This window comes from Microbacterium sp. Bi128 (assembly GCF_918698205.1).
Genome location: NZ_CAKKMM010000005.1, coordinates 1 through 20,575 on the forward strand (window position 1 = coordinate 1; position 20,575 = coordinate 20,575).

Genomic DNA, 20,575 nt, shown 5'->3' on the forward strand with positions numbered 1-20,575 from the left:
GCGCTCGTTCATGCGGTGCGGCGGATGCCGGCGGCGATGATGTGGGCCTTGGTGGGCCGGGAGTAGAAGCCGAAGCTGTCGTCGTCGTCGGAAGCGGAGACGGTGGCGGTGAGTAGATCTTCGCCGTCCGGCGTGTGCTGCCGTCGCTCTCCGTGGAGATGGAATCCCGGCTGTCGGTCTCGTCCTGGCGACGGTCTTCACGCAGAGCGGCTGGGTCGGAGCAATGGCGGTGACCGCCGCGACTCTCGTCGTGGCGGCGCTGATCGTCTGGCACCGTGCCCGATCCGGTCTCGTTCGTGCGCTGGATCCTGATCATGCCGTGCGCCGGAGCCGATCTCTGTCGTGGTCACCGGGCAACCCGGGTGAGCTGTTCCAAATCGGCACAGCGCTGTGGCGGAATCCTCCCTGAGAGTAGAGCTCATCCACCGAGTGGTCGCCTAGTTCCTGCAGGCGCCGAGCATCAACGAAGGAGTTATGCGATGTCCTCGTCATCCACCGCGACCGCAGTCGTCCCGAGCGCCCTGCGTGATCTGTATCTGGGCTGGTCCGAGCTCATGGCCACCCACGAGCTGGACATGCGGCTGTTCCGCAGCATCTTCGATGAATGGCACCAGCCGACCATCGAACCGGAAAATGTCACCTACAAGGAGGAGACGGTCGGCGGCGTGCCCGGCATCTGGGCGTTCCCGGCCGGAGCCGATCGCTCCAAGGTCCTCCTCTACACGCACGGCGGCGGGTTCGCCGTCGGCTCTGCGGCCAGCCACCGGAAGCTCGCCGCGCACGTCGCGAAGGCGGCCGGGGTAACAGCGTTCGTGCTGGACTACCGTCGCGCGCCCGAGCACCCGCACCCCGCCCAGGTAGACGACGGGGTCGCGGCGTTCGAGGCCCTGCTGGAGCGGGGGGTCCACCCCGAGGACGTCACCACCATCGGCGACTCGGCGGGAGGCAATCTCGCCATCGCCATCCCGTTGGCGTTGAAGGCGAAGGGACGGCCGCTGCCCGGGCACGTCATCGCGTTCTCCCCGTGGCTGGACATGGAGAACCGCGGCGCGACGCTGGTCACCAACGATGCGACCGACGCGCTGATCTCCGTGCCGCTCCTGGAGGGCATGATCGCCGGCGTGCTGGGGGAGACCACCAGCCCGTCGGCGCCGCTCGCGAACCCGCTCTACGCGGATTTCACCGGGTTCCCCCCGCTGTACGTCAACGCCGGTTCGGTCGAGTCGTTGGTCGACAATGCCATCCGCGTGGCAGAGCGCGCCAAGGGCGCCGGCGTTGACGTCACCCTGCATGTCGCCGAAGGACAGCAGCACGTCTACCCGTTCCTGGCTGGCCGCGACGCGGACGTCGACGCGGAGCTTGCGGCGATCGGCCAGTGGCTTCGCCACTGACCTGCAGCACCCCACCCACCTCATTCACCGAAGGAGTTGCACCATGACATCCACACAGACCACGGACTTCGACGCGATCGTCGTCGGCGCCGGTTTCGGCGGCATCTACCAGCTACACACCCTGCGCGACAAGCTCGGCCTGCGCGTCCGCGGGTTCGAGAAGGGCGCCGGCATCGGAGGAACCTGGTACTGGAACCGGTACCCCGGCGCCATGTCCGACACGGAGAGCCCTTTCTACCGATACTCGTTCGATGACGAACTGCTGCAGGAGTGGGACTGGGCCCGCAAGTACATTGACCAGCCCGACATCCTCCGCTACCTTGAGACCGTCGTCGACCGGTACGACCTCCGCAAGGACTTCCGGCTGAACACCGAAGTCACGTCGATCGTCTTCGACGAAGCCACCAACACCTGGACGGTCGGCACCTCCGCCGGAGAATCCTTCACGGCCCGATACGTGGTGGCGGCGCTGGGACTGCTCGCAGCAACCAACATCCCCGACATCCCCGGGATCGACTCGTTCGAAGGCCGCCTCGTGCACACCGCGGAGTGGCCGGAGGACCTGTCGATCGAGGGCAAGCGGGTGGGGGTCATCGGCACTGGCTCGACCGGAACACAGTTCATCGTCGCCGCGGCCAAGCAGGTGTCGCACCTGACCGTGTTCCAGCGCTCGGCGCAGTACAGCGTCCCCTCCGGCAACGGACCGGTCGGCCCGGGGGAGGTGGACGGATACAAGTCCCGGTTCCCGGAGATCTGGGAGCAGGTCCGAAACTCCGGCGTCGCCTTCGGGTTCGAGGAGTCCACCGTCGCGGCCACCGATGTCGACGAGGCCGAGCGGGAGCGCGTGTTCCAGGCGGCATGGGACCGAGGCAACGGATTCTATTTCATGTTCGGCACGTTCAACGACATCGCTATCAACCCGGAGTCGAACGAGGCAGCCGCTGCGTTCATCCGCCGCAAGATCGCTGAGACGGTCAAGGACCCGGAGACGGCGCGATTGCTCACCCCGACCCAGCCGTATGCGAAGCGGCCCCTGTGCAACCAGGGCTACTACGACGTGTACAACCAGGACAACGTGAAGCTGGTGTCGATCAAGGAGAACCCAATCGTTGAGATCACCCCACGAGGGGTGAAGACCGCGGACGGTGTTGAGCACGAGCTGGATGTGCTCGTGCTGGCTACCGGGTTCGACGCGGTCGACGGCAACTACCGCCGCATCGACATCCGCGGGCGCGGAGGGGTGAGCGTCGACGAGCACTGGGCCGACGCCCCGACCAGCTTCCTCGGCATCATGACGGCCGGATTCCCGAACATGTTCATGATCCTCGGCCCCAACGGGCCGTTCACCAACCTGGTGCCCAGCATCGAGGCGCAGGTCGAGTTCATCACGACTCTGGTGACCGAGGCGGAGCGGAGAGGCGGGCTCATCGAGGTGTCGCAGCAGGTCGAGGACGAATGGACCGAGACCTGCACGACGATCGCAAACTACACGCTGTTCCCCAAGACCGACTCGTGGATCTTCGGGGCGAACATCCCCGGCAAGAAGCACGCCGTGATGTTCTACCTCGGCGGCCTAGGCGCCTACCGCGGCCTCCTCTCGGAGATCCAGGCGAAGGACTTCGAAGGATTCAGCATCGGACAGCCCATCCCGGCCTGATCGACGGTAACCGTAGGCCGGGAGTGTGCTTCCCGGCCTACGGTCGTCCTATGAGCGACAACATGTCAGAAGACGTCACCTTCCGATCACGCCGCTGGGTCCGTCCCGAGGACCTGAACGCGTACGGCACCCTGTTCGGCGGCAGCCTGCTGCGCTGGATCGATGAAGAGGCCGCGATTTACGCCATCATCCAGCTCGGAAACCCTCGGGCGGTCACCAAGTACATATCCGAGATCGACTTCGTCAGCTCCGCACGACAAGGTGACCTGATCGAGATGGGACTGCGCGCCACCGCGTTCGGGCGCACCTCCCTCACGATGCGCGCCGAGGTGCGCAACATGATCACCCGTGACCGCATTCTGACGATCGAGAAGATCGTCTTCGTCGGCCTCGACGACCACGGCCAGCCCATTCCTCACGGCTACACCGACATCACCTACGAACGCGACCGGCTTCCCCACCACCATGGACTCATGCGCACAGAGGATGGATCCACAGCGGACTAGGTATTGGCGGGTCCTAATAGGGAGGCGGATACTGGGTGGGACCACTTGCAGTGACGCGAGGTCCCAGCTATGTCCACCGATACCTATTCCGCCGCGAGCGCGCGGCAGGCTCGTGAACGCCTTCTCGAAGCTGGCGTCGGCGCGCACGGTCTCACTCCCCGAACACTGAACGTCCCCCCGGTGATCGAGCGCAGTTGGCGTCGCTCGTTCACCACCGGTGGCGGCTACGATCCGACGGCGACTCCTGCCTACCACCCGTTCTCCGAACCGGCGGGACGCTTTCAGGACACCGCTGAGATCGTCCTGGCGCGATGGGCGGAATCACTCGCGGACATGCGTGTCGCGCTGCTGGTCAGCGACCGATCCGGACGGATCCTCGCCCGAAAGGTGGGCGACCCGAGCCACGCGAGACGGCTCGACAAGGTGTCCGCGGCCGAAGGATTCGAATTCTCGGAGTCCGCGCTGGGCACGAACGGACTCGGAACGGCGATCGAGGAAAGATCCGCAGTGTTCGTGCGCGGCGCCGAGCACGTCAACGACCGGCTGCAGACCCTCGCCTGCGCTGGCGCCCCCATCCACGACCCTCTTTCGCGGCGGGTCATCGGCTCGCTCGCCCTCGCCTCTCCCGTCGGGGCGTCCCACCCCGCGATGCTCGCGATCGCGAAGCAGGCCGCTCGTGACCTCCAGGACGCGCTGCTTAACACCGCACCGCTGGAGCTGCAGGCGCTGCTGGCCCGGTTCGCGGACGGTACCGCCCGCCACCGTGTGCTGGCCATCGGCCGTGGCGGCGTGCTCGCCTCGACGGGCGCGTTGCCGATGCTCTCGGCCGAGCGGCACGTGACCCTGTGGGACGAGCTCCAGGCCCACCACTGGCAGGGGGATGTCGCATCCGTCTTGCTCGCGGATCGGCCGAGCACTGCCCGCCGCATCGTGAATCGGGCAGGGGAGAGCATCTACCTCGTGGAACTTGCCGAGTCCGAGCCGGCCGCAGCGCCGGAACCCACCCGGCTTTCCCGCCTTGCCGCGCACCTCGACGTGCTCGGCCGCAGCAGCGGGTGCATCGCGATCCACGGTCCGCGCGACAGTGGGAAGACGCTTCTCGCCCAGCTCTGGCTGCGCGAACGCGATCGCCACGACCCGGTCGTCATCGGCGCCCCGGCATTTCGGGAACCGGGGGCCGTGGCCACGGCGGTGCAGGCGCTGAGCACAGGTACATCGGTGGTCGTCTGCAGCGTCGAGTCTTTGACCGACGTTGACTTCCCGGTCCTGCAGCAATTGGCTGGCGCGGCAGATCCCGTCCGGTCCGCCCGGGTGGTGTTCTGTGTCGCAGACGACCTGACTGGCGTCGTCGTCGATTTCCTGGGCCGCCAAGGGCCGCGGCTCGATCTCCCTGCGCTGCGCGATGACCCAGACCGTGTCATCGGCCTGGCTGTGAGACTCGCTCAGGAGTACTCGGTGACACTGAGTCCTGCTGTGCTGCAGGCGCTTTCCCGGTGGGATTGGCGTGGTGGCGCCTCGGAGCTGCGGGTTCTGATTGCCGCGATGGTGGTGCAGCGTCCCGGCGGCACCGTCCTGGACGTCGACCTTCTGCCCGCCGAGATGCGCACACGTGCCCGCCAGCTGCGCGGCATCGCCGCATCCGAGTACCGGGCGATCGATGCGGCGCTGCGGGAGGCGGACGGAAACCGTTCGCGTGCAGCGGAGATCCTCGGTATCGGGCGCACGACGCTGTACCGGAAACTGCGCGCGTACGGTTTCGACGGGCAGAACACCCTGATCTCCTGAAAACAGCGCCCCCGCCTGCCGACCAGGGAGGCCTGGATTCGCAGTTGCGTACTCGGCGCGGCGGAGGCGTTACACGGGGATATCAGGCGGGGGTTCGGATGAGCTTCTTGTTCGCGAACTCGTCCATGCCGTACCGGGCGAGTTCGCGTCCGACGCCGGAGCGCTTCACGCCGCCGAAGGGGAGGTCCGGTGCGCTGCGGCTGGTGCTGTTGATCCACACCATCCCGACCTCCAGTTCGCGGGCGATCTGCGCGGCTGCCAGAGGATCCTGCGTGAAGACGCTGCTGGACAGCCCGAAGGGCGACTCGTTGGCCAGGGCGACCGCGGCCTGCGGGGAGGGCACCCGGTACACGACCGCGGTCGGTCCGAACAGCTCCTCCTCGTAGGCTCGCATCAGCGGGGTGACCCCGGTGAGCACGCTGGGCGGGTAGAAGGCGCCCTCTCGGCGTGCACCGGGGGCGATGTGCAGGGTGGCGCCCTTGGCGACCGCGTCCTCGACGAGCTCCTCGAGCTCATCTCCGGCATCCGCGGACGCCAACGGGCCGAGGAACGTGTCGGGGTCCGTGGGGTCGTCGGGGATGATCTTCGTGATCGCGTCGATGAACTTCCGAGAGAACTCGTCGTAGACGGCATCCACGACAATGAACCGCTTGGATGCCGTGCACGCCTGGCCGCCGTTGGCGATGCGGCCGCGTACGCCGGCTGCCACGGCCGCGTCGACGTCAGCATCCTCTAGGACGATGAACGGGTCCGAGCCGCCCAGCTCGAGGACGACCTTTTTCATGTGCCTGCCGGCCACCTCGCCGACAGCCGAGCCCGCCTTCTCGGAGCCGGTCAGCGACACCCCTTGCACGCGCGGGTCGGCGATGATGCCGGCAATCTGGCGGCTGTCTACGAACGCGTTGATGTACGCGTCGGCTGGAAGCGCGGCGTCGTGGAGCACGCGTTCGATGGCGAGGGCGGACTGCGGGCAGTTGCGGGCGTGTTTGAGGATGATCGTGTTGCCCAGTGCGAGGTTGGGGGCGACAAACCGGGCCACCTGGTAGTAGGGGAAGTTCCACGGCATGATCCCCAACAGCGGCCCGATCGGCTCGGTGCGGACGAGCGCTTCCCCTCCGCCGACGATGTCGAGGGTCTCGTCGGCGAGGAACGCTTCGGCGTGGTCGGCGTAGTACTGGTAGATCGAGGCGACCAGCTCGACTTCCCCGCGGGCCTGCGTGACGGGTTTGCCGACCTCGAGTGTCAGCAGCGCGCTCAGTTCATCAATGCGGTCCCGGTGCAGCTGCGCCGCGCGTGCCAGGATCCCCGTCCGTTCGGCGAGCGGCAGCTCCCGGTACTTGCGGTAGGCCGTGTGCGAGCGGGCGACGATGTCGGCCACGTCCGCATCGCCGATCACGGCGTACTCGGCGACCGTCTGACCGGTGGCTGGGTTGATGGTCCGGTATGCACCCATCGTGGTCTCCTCGCTTCATTGCTGTCGTGCGTCTCACGGGCCACGCCCGCCCAGATCGGCGGTCGTCTGGCGCGGTACTGCCCTCTCAGCCTGTCGCGCCGTGGCCGAGTTCGTCCAATACTGATCCCGGTCCAGATTGATGACGATGGCGCATCAGATGTACGTGGATCGGGTATTGGACGCGCATTGATCGGTGATGGGAGGCTGGGACGGTGACCACTCTGATACTCCGCGAGGGCGCGGACCGGCTTCACGTCGAACTGAACCGTCCTGACGTGCGAAACGCGATCAACGACGACATGGTCGACGAACTTCACGCGGTATGCACGAGCCTGGAGCGAGAGCCCCGCATCCTGATTCTCACCGGAACCTCTACGCCCGAACGGGGTGTGTTCGCGGCTGGCGCAGACATCCGGCAGCTGCTCGAGCGCGGCCGCGACGAAGCGCTGGCCGGCATCAACTCCGGGCTGTTCATCCGTATCGCGCGGCTGCCGATGCCGGTGATCGCTGCGGTCGACGGGTTCGCGATCGGGGGCGGTGCGGAACTCGCGTACGCGGCCGACATCCGGATCGCGTCCACCCGCGCCGTGTTCGGCAACCCCGAGACGGCGATCGGAATCCTGGCCGCGGCCGGGGCGACCTGGCGGCTCGCCGAGCTGGTGGGGGAGCCGCTGGCCAAGGAGATCCTGTTCACGGGGCGCCGGCTGGACGCCGAGGAGGCGCTGCGGTGTGGGTTGGTGGCCTCGGTGCATGAACCCGACCAGTTAGCGGCGGCGGCGGATACCGTCGCCGATCGGATCGCTGGCCAGGATCCGCTCGCCCTCCGCGTCTCGAAGCGCGTGCTCGCTGCGCCGCGGGACGCCCACCCCCTTGTCGACGAACTCGCGCAGGCGATCCTGTTCGAGTCGGACGCCAAGACGCAGCTGATGACCCGATTCCTCAACCGTTCTCAGGAGACCCGATGATCACTGTTCCCTCCACCGTCGGCGTGATCGGGGGCGGCCGCATGGGCGCCGGTATCGCGCAGGTATTCGCTCAGGCGGGCGCGCAGGTCACCGTGATCGAACGCGACCCGGCAGCGGCGGGCGCGGCCGCCGCGCGGTTGGCCGATGGGATCCGCAAGGCCGCGGAGCGGGATGCCTCGGTCGACGTCGACGCAATCGCCGGCCGCGTCGCGGCCAGCGCCGACTACGAGGCGCTGCGGAATGCCGAGCTCGTGATCGAAGCGGTCCCAGAGACATTCGCACTCAAGGTCGAGGCGATGCAGAGAGCAGAGGGGATCGTGGAGGAGTCGGCGTGGCTGGCCACGAATACCTCATCGTTGTCGGTGACAAGGCTCGCGGCGCAGCTCGCGAGGCCGGAGCGCGTGTGCGGACTGCACTTCTTCAATCCGGTGCCGCCCTCGTCACTCGTCGAGATCGTGCTGACGCCGTCGACCGACCCGGACCTGCGGCAACGGGCGGAGCAGTGGGTGACATCGCTGGGGAAGACCCCGATCGTCGTCAACGACGCGCCCGGCTTCGCGAGCTCCCGCCTGGGCGCGGCAATCGCGCTGGAAGCGATGCGGATGCTCGAAGAGGGGGTGGCCAGCGCTGAGGACATCGACACGGCGATGGTGCTGGGATACCGTCACGCGACAGGTCCGTTGCGCACCTCCGATCTTGTCGGGCTGGACGTGCGTCTCGGGATCGCCGAATACCTCTATGAGACGCTCGGCGAGCGGTTCGCCCCGCCGCAGATCCTCCGCGACAAGGTCGCGGCCGGGGAGCTGGGACGCAAGACGGGACGCGGCTTCTTCGACTACGCGTGAGTCGTGGCCGGCTGGACGCCCGGCGCGGTCACGCGCTGAGCACGATCCGGCCGGGCACGCCGCCCGCGGCGAGCCGGTCCAGCGCATCCTGCACCGCCGTCGCAGACAACTCCCCGTCGATGATCGGGAGATGCGGGAGCGCGCCGCGCCGCGCGAGCCCGACGAGCTCCTCGAGCTCGCCGAGGGACCCGACGAAGCTTCCGCGGATGGTGATGATCTTCAGAGTGAGCAACGCGGTGGGGATGACCAGCTCTCCGCCGAACAGCCCGACCTGAACCATCGTTCCGCCCTTGCGGAGCGCGGCGAACGCAGCGGGAGCTGTTGTGGAGTTGTTGACGAAGTCCACGATCGCCGCGACCGGCCCACCGGCGCCGGCGACGATGGCGGCGGCAAGGTCTTCCTGGCGGGCGGAGATCGTCGTGGTCGCTCCGAGCTGCCGCGCCAGTTCCAGATTGCGCTCCTGCAGGTCCACCGCGAGGACTGCTTCGTGGCCGAGCGCGCGCAGCGTGGCGATCGCCATCAACCCGACACCGCCGGCGCCTATCACCACGACCGGATCGGACGCGGTGGCCGGAAGGGCCTTGCGCGCGGCACTGTAGGCGGTCAGGCCGGAGCAGGCGAGAGTTGCGGCCCACCGCTCTTCGATCCCGGTGACGTCGAGGAGGTAACGGGGGTGCGGGACGAGGATAAACTCGGCATACCCGCCGTGGCGGGCGACGCCGAGGTTACGGGGCGAGGGGCACAGGTTCTCGTGACCTGCCTGGCATGCGTCGCAGGAGCCGTCGCCGATCCATGGGTAGACAAGGCGATGCTCACCCGGCGAGACCCCGTCGGCGTCGGGGCCGGCCGCTTCGACGACGCCGACGACCTCATGGCCGAGGACAAGCGGGTAGGTGACGCCCCGGTCGATCAGATTCAGACGCCCCCGGCTGCCGAGATCGTAGTACCCCTCACGCAGGTGCATGTCGGTGTGGCACACCCCGGAGCGAACAACGCGGAGGAGCACTTCGGTGCCCTCGGGCGTTGGTGTCGGCAGTTCCACATCGGTCACGGTGTGGTCGTCTTGGAAGATCGCGAACGCGTGCATGGTTGTCCTCGCCGTTGATATACGCACAGTGGACTCCACGCTTCCACTTCGTTCTGATTCTCTCCAATACCAAATGGCAGGCGGATTGATACCTGGCGACCCTTAGTCCTGCGGCGTCGGGAGGACGGATTCGGACAACCGGAGCACGGCGTGCAAGGCACGGTCGTCGCTGTCGCGCAGCCACGCCATCCGCAGCTCGACAGGTGCGACGTCGTCGGTCAGGCGCAGGAAGCGCAAGTGCGGGTCGGCGATGCTGTCGATCACCGAGGACAGGGTCAATGAGCAGCCGATCTCGGCGGAGACGAGGGACATCAGCGTCCACGAGTCCGGTGCGTGCTGGACGACATCGGCGTTGAACCCGGCGGCTCTACTCATCTGTCGCAGCCGCTCCAGCAGCAACGTGCCGGTCTGCGGTTGGAGCGACACGAACGGCTCACCCTCGAACTGCGCGATCGACACGGCACCGGCGTCGGCTAGACGGTGGGTCTCCGGGACGGCGATGACGAGTTCCTCGACAGCGATCACGCGGGTGCGCACGGCGGCGGGAATGTGGTCCCACCTGCCGAGGGCGATGTCGATGTCGCCGCGGGTGAGCAGCTGCATCGCCGGTTGGGCGAAGTGCTGGCTGAGCAGCTCGAGGTGGATGCCCGGGTGGTTCTGGTTGACCGCTCGGGCGAGCAATCCGACCATCACGTTGGAGGACGCACCCGCGTACGCCAGACGGACGTGACCGATCTCGCCCGTTCCGGCTGCGCGGGCGACCCTGCTCACCCTGTCCAGCGCGTCCAGGACCTCCTGGGCGGGGGCGACGAGGGCCTCGCCCACCGAGGTCAGCGTTACCTTGCGGGTGCTCCGCTCGAACAGCCGCGCACCCAACTCCCGCTCCAGCTGCTGGATGCCGCGGCTGATCGGCGGCTGCGCCATATGCAGGCGCTCGGCTGCCCGCCCGAAGTGCAGTTCCTCGGCGACGGCGAGGAAGGCGCGCAGCTGCTGCAGATCCATCCAGGGATTATTGCATAATCCGTACCGATGGAAGGTGGATTGGCATACAAGTCTGGATGAGTCGGCCGGGGTCGCGCAGACCCCGGCCGACCGAGATCACTGCGCGGTATAGCCGCCATCCACGACATACTCGGCGCCGGTGACGAAGGAAGCCTCGTCCGAGGCGAGGAAGAGCACGACGTTCGAGACCTCCTCGGGCTGGCCGGGCCGGTCGAGGATCGTCGTGGACAGCACGGCCTTCGTCGACTCCGGCGTCGCCAGCAGCCCCGTGGTCATGGGGGTGGCGATGACACCGGGATGCACAGAGTTCACCCGGATGCCGTACTTGGCCAGGTCCACCGCGCTGGCCTTGGTCAGCAGCCGGACGGCGCCCTTTGACGCCTCATACGCGGCGGCGCTCGGTGCGCCGACGATGCCGTAGATGGACGAGATGTTCACGATCGATCCGCCGCCTGAGCGGACCAGAGCAGGCGCCGCGGCCTTGGTGCCGAGGAAGACGCCCTTGGCATTGATGCGGAAGATGAGGTCCCACTCCTCCTCTGTGGTCTCCTCGACGGGCTTGAGGATGAGCACCCCCGCGTTGTTGACCAGGATGTCGAGCCGACCGAAACGCTGCTCGGCTTCTACCACGATCTCGTCCCACCTCGCCGCGATCGCGACGTCCTGCTCCAGCCCCACGGCCGTCCCGCCGTCACTGTTCGCTTCGGCGACGGTCTGCTCGAGCCCGGCGGAGTCGACGTCGGTGGCGAGGACGCTCGCCCCTTCCTGGGCGAGGCGGCGCACATGCGCGCGCCCCATCCCGTTCGCCGCGCCGGTGACGATCGCGACCTTGCCTGCAAGCCTGCTACCCATGGGTTCTCCTTAGCCTCATTGCTGATCACGCCCAGGCGCAGGCCGCTGTCGGCACCGTCGCCTCGACGCTCCCCAGGGTGATGTCCAAACGGGAGTCTCGAGTGTGCCGTTCTGGAACAGCCCCTCGTTTCATGAGATCACAGCATCAATACGTGTCCGATCAGGTATTGGACGGACATAAACGGCTGCTGGGAGTCTGGATGGACATGACGACGACTGAGGTGTTCCCGATGATGAAGAGCTCGCTCCCGGATGACCGGACGGTGCAGGACGTTCCCGGCGGCCCTTTCGACGGCCTCCTAGTCGCCGATTTCGGCCGGGTACTTGCCGGCCCTTACTGCACGATGCTGCTCGCGGACCTCGGCGCGACGGTCATCAAGGTGGAGAGCCCGCTGGGGGATGAGACACGCAGCTACCGGCCACCGGAGTACCGAGGCGAGTCGACCTACTTCCTCTCCATCAACAGGAACAAGCAGTCTGTGGTGCTGGACTTCCGCAACCCCGATGACCTTGTCCTCGCACAGCGTCTCGCGGCCAGAGCCGATGTGGTCACAGAGAACTTCAAACCCAGCGGGCTCCGGCGATTCGGCCTGGACTACGAGTCCGTCAAGCGGGAGAACCCCAATGTGATCTACGCGTCGATCACCGGCTTCGGCACCGCGGGAGGCGCAGGGCTCGCCGGCTACGACCTGCTCGCACAGGCACTGTCCGGACTGATGAGCGTGACCGGCGCGCCGGACGCGGAAGGATTCCGCGCGGGCGTTGCGGTGTTCGATGTGATCACCGGATTGCACACCTGCATCGCGATCACCTCCGCCCTTTACCACCGACAGCGTTCGGGAGAGGGACAGCACGTCGAACTGAACCTGCTGTCCTCCGCACTGTCGGGCATGGTCAACCAGACCGGCGGGTTCCTGCTCAGCGGGCAGTCTCCTACCCGGATGGCCAACGACCACCCCAGTATCTACCCCTACGCACCGTTCCCCACCCGTGACGGGGAACTGGTCCTCGCGATCGGCAACGATGTGCAGTTCGCCACGTTCTGCGACACCATCGGGCTGCCGCAGCTGGCCGCAGACACCCGCTTCGCGTCCAATGCGGACCGCAGCGCGCACCGAGACGCCCTGCGCCCGTTGCTGACAGCACGGCTGGCGTCCAAGACCGCATGGGAATGGTTCGACATCCTCAGCCCGTTGCAGGTCCCATGCGCGCCGGTCCTGGATGTTCGCGGAGGCGTCGAGTTCGCCGCCAAGATCGGGCTGGACCCGAGCGTTCCGGCCGGCACCGACGACCAGGCGGTGCCCACCATTCGCAACCCGATCACGTTCTCCCGCACCCCCGCGACCTACCGCACCGCGCCTCCTGCACTCGACCAGGATGGCGAGGCGGTCCGACGGTGGCTGCAAGACGCGGAAGGCGATGAAGACCACGTCGGCGGCCGGGTCACCGTCCCGGCGATTCGGGAAGAGGGACACTAAGATGACGATCACGACGACAGCACACCCGGTCGACACAGACTTCTACCAGATCGGCGATCTTCTCGGCGACGACGACCGCAACCTCATCACACGTGTGCGCGGATTCGTGGACTCCGAGGTCCTCCCTGTCATCAACGAACACTGGGAGTTGGCGGACTTCCCCTACCAGATCCTCCCCGCCCTGGGCGAGCTTGGGATCGTGGGCACCGCGATCCAGGGCTACGGCTGCCCGGGACTGACCCGACTGCAGACCGGCCTCGTCGCGATGGAACTGTCACGCGGCGACGGCAGTGTGAACACGCTCAATGCCGTGCACTCGGGACTCGCGATGGGCAGCATCGCACTGCTCGGCGACGACGAGCAGAAGCAGCGCTGGCTGCCCGAAATGGCAGCCCTCCGCAAGCTCGGCGCGTTCGCGCTGACCGAGCCCGAGCACGGATCAGACTCCGTTGCGCTGGAAACCACAGCCCGCCGCGAAGGAGACGTCTATGTGATCGACGGTGCCAAGCGGTGGATCGGCCTCGGCCATGTCGCCGACATCGTCATCATCTGGGCACGCGACACCGCAGACTCGAAGGTGAAGGCATTCGTCCTTGAGAAGAATGCCGATGGAGGATACCCCGACGGATATGAGGCCGAGGCGATCACCGGGAAGATCGCCAAACGCGCGATCCAGCAGGCGCACATCAAGATCTCCGGACTGCGGATCCCTGCCGGGAACAAGCTCGCGAAGTCGAGCTCCTTTCGGGACGTCTCCGCGATCCTCAATCGCACCCGCAGCACCGTCGCGTGGGAGGCGCTCGGGCACGCACTCGCCGCGTACGAGGCGGCAGCGGCCTACGTCCAGGAGCGCGTCCAGTTCGGCAAGCCCATCGCGAGCTACCAGCTGGTGCAGAACAAGCTGGCCAACATGCTCGCCGATCTCACCGCGATGCAGCTGCTCTGCTTCCGCACAGCCACCCTGCAGGATGAAGGCCGACTGACGAACGAACAGGCCTCGCTCGCGAAGATGTTCACCGGCGAGCACGCGCGTGCACTCTGCCGGGATGCCCGTGACCTCCTCGGCGGCAACGGACTCCTTCTGGAGAACCACGTCGCCCGCCACCTCACCGACATGGAAGTCGTCCACACGTATGAGGGAACCGACTTCATCCAGTCGCTCATCATCGGGCGCCAGATCACCGGAATATCGGCGTTCGCCTGACCCTCGGCCGACCACGGAAGGGAGCCCGCCATGACCGCGAGCTTTGTCTACGATGCTGTCCGCACCCCCTTCGGGCGGGCGGGTGGCGCGCTCAGCGGCATCCGGCCCGACGATCTCGCCGCAGTCGTCATGAAGGCGACCGTCGCGCGCATGGGCCTCGACCCCGCGCGCATCGATGACGTGATCTTCGGCGATGCGAACCAAGCAGGAGAGGACAACCGCGACGTCGCCCGTTTCGGGGCGCTGCTGGCAGGCTTCCCCACCAGTGTCACCGGCGTGACCGTCAACCGACTCTGCTCGTCGTCGCTGGAAGCGGTGATCCAGGCCGCCCGCGCTGTCGAGACCGGCGACGCCGGTCTCGTGCTCGCCGGCGGAGTGGAGTCGATGAGCCGGGCGCCGTTCATCGTGGAGAAGTCGCCGAGGCCGTGGCCGGCGGTCGGTAACCAGACACTGTGGAACACCTCCATCGGGTGGCGGATGACCAACCCGAAGCTGCCGAAGCAGTGGACCATCTCCAATGGAGAATCGGCGGAGAAGATCGCCCGAGAGTGGGGAATCTCCCGAGATGCCCAGGACGAGTTCGCCGTGCGCTCTCACCGGCTGGCAACTAAAGCGTGGGCTGACGGGGTCTACGATGGCGAGATCGTGCACGTGCCAGGGGCCGACCTGGCACGCGACGAGGGCATCCGGGACGACACTTCCGTGGACAAGCTCGCCGGGCTTACTCCGCTGTTCGCGCGCGACGGCGAAGGCACCGTCACCGCCGGCAACTCCTCGCCGATCAACGACGGCGCTTCCGCCGTTCTGATCGCCGCGGAGGGTGCGCTGCCCGGCGAGCCACTCGCGCGGATTGCGGGACGCGGGGCGCATGGCGTCGATCCGCATCTGTTCCCGATCGCGCCGATCGAGGCGGCGAACAAGGCGCTCGCACGCGCCGGCCGGTCCTGGGCCGATGTCGACGTGGTCGAGCTCAACGAGGCGTTCGCTTCACAGTCGCTCGCATGCGTCGCCGGGTGGCCTGAACTTGATCCTGAGCGGGTCAACATCCACGGCGGAGCGCTGGCCATCGGCCATCCGCTGGGCGCTTCGGGGGGCCGCATTCTCGGGCATGCCGCGCATGAGCTTGCGCGACGCGGAGGCGGCGTCGCCGTCGTGGCGATCTGCATCGGCGTGGGTCAAGGCCTCGCCGTCGTGCTGGAACGGTGACAGTGAGACCGCGAGCATCCGTTCGTGGTGGGGTCATTGGCAGTCCCAGAGTCAACCGAAGCTTCAGCATTCCCCTCCGACGTTCTTCCTCGACGGTGAGATGCTCGAGCTCGGCCAGCTGCAGTGACCTCCAGCGCTCTCGCCGCCGTGACAGGCCGCTGACCAGACAGGGTCGGCGCGTCAGAGAGCGGTGTAGGAATCCGCCATTTCCCGTGGAATCCTGAGTCCGGGACCACCGCCAACTAGCGTGGAATCCCTGGGGTTATCCGCCATCTCGAGCGGGAACCTACACGGTTGATTGCTGGCGCCGAGCTTCTGGGATCGTGGTGCTCGTCGGGGGTCTCTCGCGCGTGAGGCCGCGAGGGTGACTCGACGGTGTCAGCGGACGACGGCACCGGCCGACGTCAGGCGTGAGAGGTCCGACCTGCGAGGTGCCGCCTCCCAATCCCCGGCACCGGTCACGGCCCACGCGCCGCAGGCGACACCGGTGGCGAGGCGTGTGCCGATGTCGTTGCCGTTGATGAGTTCGGCGAGGTAACCGCCGGCGAACGCGTCTCCGGCGCCGACGGTGTCAACGACGGGGACTGCGGGTGCGGGACGCTCCGTGGCGATACCGTCGGCGAAGACGACGGCTCCGAGGGCGCCGCGCTTGATCACGACTTCGTGGGGACCCCACGCGGAGATCTCCGAGGCCGCGCCGGCGAGGTCGTCCTCCCCGTCGACGAGACTGTGGAGCTCGTCGTCGCCGACGAAGACGATGTCCGCTTTCCGTGCCAGGTCGCGGAGGACCGGCGCTGCGTCGTGGCGGCTCCAGAGTCGCGATCGGAAGTTCACATCGAAGGAGACGGTCACACCCGCCTCCGCAGCGATCTCGACGGCCGCGAAGGTCGTCGCGCGTGCGCTGACGCTCAGGGCCGGAGTGATTCCGGTGAAGTGGAGGACGTGACTGTCCCGGATATCGCCTTCGGGAAGGTCTTCCGGCGTGAGCCGACTCCCGGGCCCGGTCTGTCGCCAGTAGTGGATGTCGGTGCCGATCGCCGAGCGGCGATCTTTGAGCATGATCGACATGGGGCCGTCATCGCGGACGGGGATGACGCGCACCCCTTCGGCTCGAATGCTGTTGTGCACGAGCTCGCCGAGGCTGTCGGGGGAGATGCGTCCGAGCCAGGTGCTCTCCCCGCCGAGCCGGGATACGGCTATTGCGGCGTTCGACTCCGCCCCGCCGATGGAGAGATCGAGCGACCGCTGGTGGCTCAGCGCACCGATTTTCGGTGACGTGAGAAGGGCGAGGGTCTCGCCGAAGGTGAATACTCCGCTCACTTCGCGAGCACGCTCGCTTCGTCCAGCAGGGGTGCGATCTCGGACCATCGACCTGCGTCCACCAAGGAGGCTGGGCACATCCAACTTCCGCCCACGGCCAGCACGGTGGGTATATCGAGATAGGAGGGAGCGGTGGTGGAGTCGATCCCGCCGGTGGGGATCCACGACACGGTCGGGGCGACGGCGGCCATGGCGCGAATCGCTGCGGGCCCGCCGTTCACCGCTGCGGGGAAGAACTTCACCGTCGTGATGCCGGCGTCCAGCGCCGCCATGAGCTCGGTCGGGCTGGCGACGCCGGGCACGATCGGAACGTCCAGTCTCGATGCTTCTTCGACGACGGCCAGTGAGAGACCGGGGGAGACCAGGAATCGGGCGCCGGCGTCGACGGCCTGGCCGACGTGCCGGTCGGTCATCACCGTGCCGGCGCCCACGATCATGTCCGGGATCGCGGCGAGTTGCTCGAGCGCCTCGAGAGAACGGGGACGGCGCAAGGTGACTTCGACGACGGGGAGGTTCGCGCGGAGGAATGCGTCAGCCAGGTCTGCCATCTGTTCCGGGGCGTCCGTGTCGACGAGCGGAAGGATGCGCCGGGCGCCCAGCGTTCGAAGGGCGGTATCGGTCGACCTGGTATGCATGAGCGTCTTGCCTCTGGGTGCGAAGGGTGATGGTGGATGGGCTTGGCTAGGAGAGTGCGTCGGTGACGACGTCTTCGAGGGAGGCGTTCGGTCCGAAGAGCGCTTGCACCCTGCTGCGCGCGACGCGCTCGACGGATCGTTCGTAGTCGTCGCCGAAGAGTTTCGCGGCGAGGCGGATGTGCTCGCCGATGAGCGCTGCTGCGCGCTCGCCGTCACGCTCCTTGAGTGCGACGAGAGCGCTGTCATGAAGGGGTGCGCCGACTCGCATGACGGTCTCGTCATCGAGGCTTCGCAGCAGCACCTCGAAGACGAGCGGGGCGATGGATCCGAACATCATCTCGAGCACGGGGTTGTGAGACGCCCGGGCGATCAACGCGTGGAAGGCGATATCCGCGCGTGCTCGCTCGATGATGCCGCCGGCGGTGTTGAAGGCGTCGAGAGCGCGCGTGAGGTTGTCGAAGTCCTCGTCGGTGGCGTGGTCTGCTGCGAGACGGGCGGCCTTCTCTTCCAGCATGACGCGTGCCTCGACGAGTTGCCGGATGGTGGTGCCGTTTCTGCGGCTCACGCCGTCGAGGGGACGGGCCCAGTCCAGGGCGCTCGGCTCTCGCAGATAGGTTCCGCTGCCAGGTGCGACGTGCAAGAGCCCGCGTTCTCTCAACCGCTGAATCACTTCGCGCACCACCGGACGAGAGACGCCGTAGCTTTCGGACAGCGCTCTCTCGGAGGGAAGTCGGTCGCCGGGGCGGAAGTCACCCTCGGTGAGTGCGACCTCCAGCTGCGTCAGCAACTCCTCGCGACTGATGGGTAAGCCGTTGAGCCGTTTGCCGTTCATTTGCGTCACACTACTCATCACGAATCCGGACCAGCATTTTGACGACGCTGTCGCCGCTGAGGGCAGCGAAGCCACGTGCGATGTCGTCGAGTTCGACTTCATGAGTGATGAGGTCGGCGACGGCCACCTGACGGTTGGCGATGAGGTCGACGGCCACTTTGACGTCGTCGTCCCACATGTGCGCAGCGGACCCCAGGATCGTCTTTTCGGAGAGGACGACGTCGAGGACGTCGATCGGCTCCGCCTGTGCGGTCACGCCCAGCAGGACGACGGTCCCTCCCGGTCGGGCGAGCGCGGCAGCGAGCGCGGGAGTGTGTGGGCGGCCCGCGGACTCGATGACGAGGTCGGCGCCGTCGCGGTCGGTGGCCCCGACCACCGCCGCTCGGAGGGCTGCAGGATCGTCCATCCATACGGGCGCTGCACCACTGGTACGGATGTAAGAGTGGCGGTCCGTGCGAGGTTCGATCACCACGACCTCGCCTGCCCCGGCCGCGCGCGCCATTCGCGCGGTCAGGATGCCGACAGGCCCGCCGCCGACGATGACGACGCTCGAGCCCGGTGCCATTCCCGACCGCCGCAGAGCTCTCACTGCGACCGCGAGCGGTTCGGCCAGCACTGCCTCCCGGAGACTCACACCATCAGGAACCGGGACGAGGCGGTACGCGAGGGCTCGTACGCGAGTGGCCAGTCCACCGTCGACATGCTGACCGGTGACGACCAAGCGTCGGCACCGTCCTTCCTCGTGGTGGCGGCAGTGGAAACAGGTTCCGCACCCCGTGACGACATCCACGACGACGGGGGTTCCGACCGGTGGGCCCGACCCGTCTCGTGCTGCGACGGAGACGCGGCCGGCGATCTCGTGTCCCAGGACGACGGGTGGCTGAGCGACGACGGGGCCGTGCAGCCACTCCTCGAGGTCGCTTCCGCAGAGGCCGACGTACTCGACATCCACGAGCGCTTCCCCGTCAGACAGCTCCGGCACGGGTCGGTCTTCCACTTCGACGGTTCCGGGCCCGTACCAGCGTGCTGCACGCATGTGCGCCTGTCCTCACTTGCCCGTCGGAGTCGATGGCTTCATCATCAGCTCAGTTCCGGGTCACATTCGACGAATCGAGCGCCGAGACGACCGTTGTCGTTCCTTCTCGGGTAAACAGATCTTCTCGCAGCCTGATACCCAGACCGGGGGTGGAGGGTGCGCGCACGACCCCGTGATCGATCTCTGCCCCACCTTCCACCAGAGATCCGTACCAGCCGGCATAGGCGGCGCGGACGGTTTCTTGGACGAGGACGTTCGGCGCCGCGGTGGACAGATGGACGCACGCGGCGAGGGCCACAGGTCCGGTGCAGTCGTGAGGCGCGACGGGGATCCCCTTGGCCTCTGCGAGGGCGGCGACCTTCCTCGCAACCGTGAGGCCGCCGCACCACGTGGTGTCGACGGTCACGACACCTACGGCGTTCTCGGTGAGGAGTCGATCGAAGGCGGGAAGCCCTCCCGACGTCTCGCCGGCGGCGATGCGGATCGGTGTGTTCGCGGCGACCCGCGACAGGCCGCCGGAGATATCGCTGCGCACCGGGTCTTCGGCCCAATAGGGCTCGAATTCTTCGAGCGCCCGCAGGAGGCGGCCGGCGGAGGGCACATCCCACAAGCCGTGCAATTCGATCATGAGGTTCATGTCCAGCCCGACCGCATCGCGGATGCTCGAGATCCGGTGCAGGCCGTCAGCGATCTCCCGCCGGGAGAAGTCGTAGCCGCGTGATGCCTCTGCCACCGCGTCGAACGGCCAGATCTTCATTCCCGTGATGCCGTGCGACAGGAGCTCCTGGGCGAGTTCGGCGGGATGATTGATCGCGGCGAAAAGGTCCTCGTACTGCCCTTCTCGGAGGCCCCAGTTCTTCACCGACTGCCCCACCGCGCTGTTGACGTACATGCCGCCGGCGCAGGTGTTGTAGATCGGGATCTCCGAGCGGGTTGCTCCGCCGAGCAGGTTGTACACGGGCTGACGCGTCGCCTGACCGACGATGTCCCACAGAGCGAGGTCCACGGCAGAGCGCGCTCGTGTCTCCACACCCGAGCCGGCGAAACCCACGTACCCCTCGAGCGACTTGGAGATGTGCTCGATGCGGGTGGGGTCCTGGCCGAGGAGGGCCGGCGCGACGATGGAATGCACATGGCGTTCTACTGCCTCTGCCCCGTAGAAGGTCTCGCCGAGTCCGACGAGTCCTTCGTCCGTGTGCACGCGCACATATACGAGGTTCGGAAACGCGGCCACGCGCACGGTTTCTACACCGCTGATCTTCATCGATATTCCTGTCGTTTGGTCGAACCGGTAATACCAATGTAGCATGCTGATCGCAGC

General features: G+C 67.1%; 18 protein-coding genes. 9 read left to right on the forward strand and 9 right to left on the reverse strand.

Translation table 11 applies throughout. The features are described from left to right. Window positions 1–479 precede the first annotated feature (479 nt). From LQV45_RS00980 to LQV45_RS00995, 4 genes are all read left to right on the forward strand, one after another. Window positions 480–1,391 carry an alpha/beta hydrolase gene (locus LQV45_RS00980; RefSeq protein ID WP_005054979.1) on the forward strand — a complete coding sequence of 304 codons (912 nt, stop codon included), beginning with the start codon at window positions 480–482 and terminating at the stop codon, window positions 1,389–1,391. A 43-nt stretch (window positions 1,392–1,434) separates the two neighbouring features. Next, window positions 1,435–3,048 carry an NAD(P)/FAD-dependent oxidoreductase gene (locus LQV45_RS00985; protein WP_005054981.1) on the forward strand — a complete coding sequence of 538 codons (1,614 nt, stop codon included), beginning with the start codon at window positions 1,435–1,437 and terminating at the stop codon, window positions 3,046–3,048. A 50-nt stretch (window positions 3,049–3,098) separates the two neighbouring features. Next, the gene (locus LQV45_RS00990; RefSeq protein ID WP_230005328.1) at window positions 3,099–3,554 is read left to right on the forward strand and encodes an acyl-CoA thioesterase; all 456 of its coding nucleotides are present in this window, start codon (window positions 3,099–3,101) and stop codon (window positions 3,552–3,554) included. A gap of 69 nt (window positions 3,555–3,623) precedes the next feature. Next, the gene (locus LQV45_RS00995; RefSeq protein WP_101305220.1) at window positions 3,624–5,339 is read left to right on the forward strand and encodes a helix-turn-helix domain-containing protein; all 1,716 of its coding nucleotides are present in this window, start codon (window positions 3,624–3,626) and stop codon (window positions 5,337–5,339) included. A gap of 82 nt (window positions 5,340–5,421) precedes the next feature. Here the strand turns inward: LQV45_RS00995 and LQV45_RS01000 are convergent, their stop codons facing one another. Beyond that, window positions 5,422–6,792 carry an NAD-dependent succinate-semialdehyde dehydrogenase gene (locus LQV45_RS01000; protein WP_005054987.1) on the reverse strand — a complete coding sequence of 457 codons (1,371 nt, stop codon included), beginning with the start codon at window positions 6,790–6,792 and terminating at the stop codon, window positions 5,422–5,424. 212 nt (window positions 6,793–7,004) lie between these two features. On the opposite strand from LQV45_RS01000, the gene LQV45_RS01005 reads away from it, so the two are divergent. Then, window positions 7,005–7,757 (forward strand): enoyl-CoA hydratase/isomerase family protein, encoded by a 753-nt coding sequence (locus LQV45_RS01005; protein ID WP_005054989.1) that lies wholly within the window; start codon window positions 7,005–7,007, stop codon window positions 7,755–7,757. Next, window positions 7,754–8,602, forward strand: coding sequence for a 3-hydroxyacyl-CoA dehydrogenase family protein (locus tag LQV45_RS01010; RefSeq protein ID WP_005054991.1), 849 nt, complete (start codon window positions 7,754–7,756; stop codon window positions 8,600–8,602). Before LQV45_RS01005 ends, LQV45_RS01010 begins: the two co-directional genes overlap by 4 nt. A gap of 28 nt (window positions 8,603–8,630) precedes the next feature. Here LQV45_RS01010 and LQV45_RS01015 read toward each other — a convergent pair whose 3' ends face one another. The 3 genes from LQV45_RS01015 to LQV45_RS01025 all read right to left on the reverse strand — a co-directional run bounded on the left by LQV45_RS01015 (window position 8,631) and on the right by LQV45_RS01025 (window position 11,543). Beyond that, a complete protein-coding gene (locus LQV45_RS01015) occupies window positions 8,631–9,689 on the reverse strand; it encodes an alcohol dehydrogenase (protein WP_005054993.1) in 1,059 nt (352 codons plus the stop codon). Window positions 9,690–9,791: 102 nt separating this feature from the next. Further along, complete coding sequence (locus LQV45_RS01020) at window positions 9,792–10,691, reverse strand: LysR family transcriptional regulator (RefSeq protein ID WP_005054995.1); 900 nt, start codon at window positions 10,689–10,691, stop codon at window positions 9,792–9,794. Window positions 10,692–10,787: 96 nt separating this feature from the next. Next, the gene (locus LQV45_RS01025) at window positions 10,788–11,543 is read right to left on the reverse strand and encodes an SDR family NAD(P)-dependent oxidoreductase (protein WP_005054998.1); all 756 of its coding nucleotides are present in this window, start codon (window positions 11,541–11,543) and stop codon (window positions 10,788–10,790) included. Window positions 11,544–11,749: 206 nt separating this feature from the next. Here LQV45_RS01025 and LQV45_RS01030 point away from each other — a divergent pair, with 206 nt between their 5' ends. From LQV45_RS01030 to LQV45_RS01040, 3 genes are read left to right on the forward strand one after another with little or no spacing between them, the layout of a single operon-like run. Beyond that, window positions 11,750–13,021: a CaiB/BaiF CoA-transferase family protein gene (locus LQV45_RS01030; protein WP_230005329.1), complete on the forward strand. Its 1,272-nt coding sequence runs from the start codon at window positions 11,750–11,752 to the stop codon at window positions 13,019–13,021. A 1-nt stretch (window position 13,022) separates the two neighbouring features. Beyond that, entirely contained in the window at window positions 13,023–14,225 is a 1,203-nt protein-coding gene (locus LQV45_RS01035) for an acyl-CoA dehydrogenase family protein (protein WP_230005330.1), read from the forward strand. Window positions 14,226–14,255: 30 nt separating this feature from the next. Continuing rightward, window positions 14,256–15,431 (forward strand): thiolase family protein, encoded by a 1,176-nt coding sequence (locus LQV45_RS01040; protein WP_230005331.1) that lies wholly within the window; start codon window positions 14,256–14,258, stop codon window positions 15,429–15,431. Window positions 15,432–15,809: 378 nt separating this feature from the next. Here LQV45_RS01040 and LQV45_RS01045 read toward each other — a convergent pair whose 3' ends face one another. From LQV45_RS01045 to LQV45_RS01065, 5 genes are read right to left on the reverse strand one after another with little or no spacing between them, the layout of a single operon-like run. Continuing rightward, on the reverse strand, window positions 15,810–16,751 hold the full coding sequence (locus tag LQV45_RS01045) for a sugar kinase (RefSeq protein ID WP_230005332.1): 942 nt from the start codon (window positions 16,749–16,751) through the stop codon (window positions 15,810–15,812). Beyond that, window positions 16,748–17,386, reverse strand: a complete 639-nt coding sequence (gene eda / locus LQV45_RS01050) for a bifunctional 4-hydroxy-2-oxoglutarate aldolase/2-dehydro-3-deoxy-phosphogluconate aldolase (RefSeq protein ID WP_230005333.1) — start codon at window positions 17,384–17,386, stop codon at window positions 16,748–16,750. The genes LQV45_RS01045 and eda overlap by 4 nt, the downstream gene beginning before the upstream one ends. A 46-nt stretch (window positions 17,387–17,432) precedes the next feature. Beyond that, window positions 17,433–18,218 carry a FadR/GntR family transcriptional regulator gene (locus LQV45_RS01055; RefSeq protein ID WP_230005334.1) on the reverse strand — a complete coding sequence of 262 codons (786 nt, stop codon included), beginning with the start codon at window positions 18,216–18,218 and terminating at the stop codon, window positions 17,433–17,435. 10 nt (window positions 18,219–18,228) lie between these two features. Further along, entirely contained in the window at window positions 18,229–19,254 is a 1,026-nt protein-coding gene (locus LQV45_RS01060; protein ID WP_230005335.1) for a zinc-binding dehydrogenase, read from the reverse strand. Window positions 19,255–19,303: 49 nt separating this feature from the next. Next, window positions 19,304–20,518 carry a mandelate racemase/muconate lactonizing enzyme family protein gene (locus LQV45_RS01065; RefSeq protein ID WP_230005336.1) on the reverse strand — a complete coding sequence of 405 codons (1,215 nt, stop codon included), beginning with the start codon at window positions 20,516–20,518 and terminating at the stop codon, window positions 19,304–19,306. Window positions 20,519–20,575: the final 57 nt, after the last annotated feature.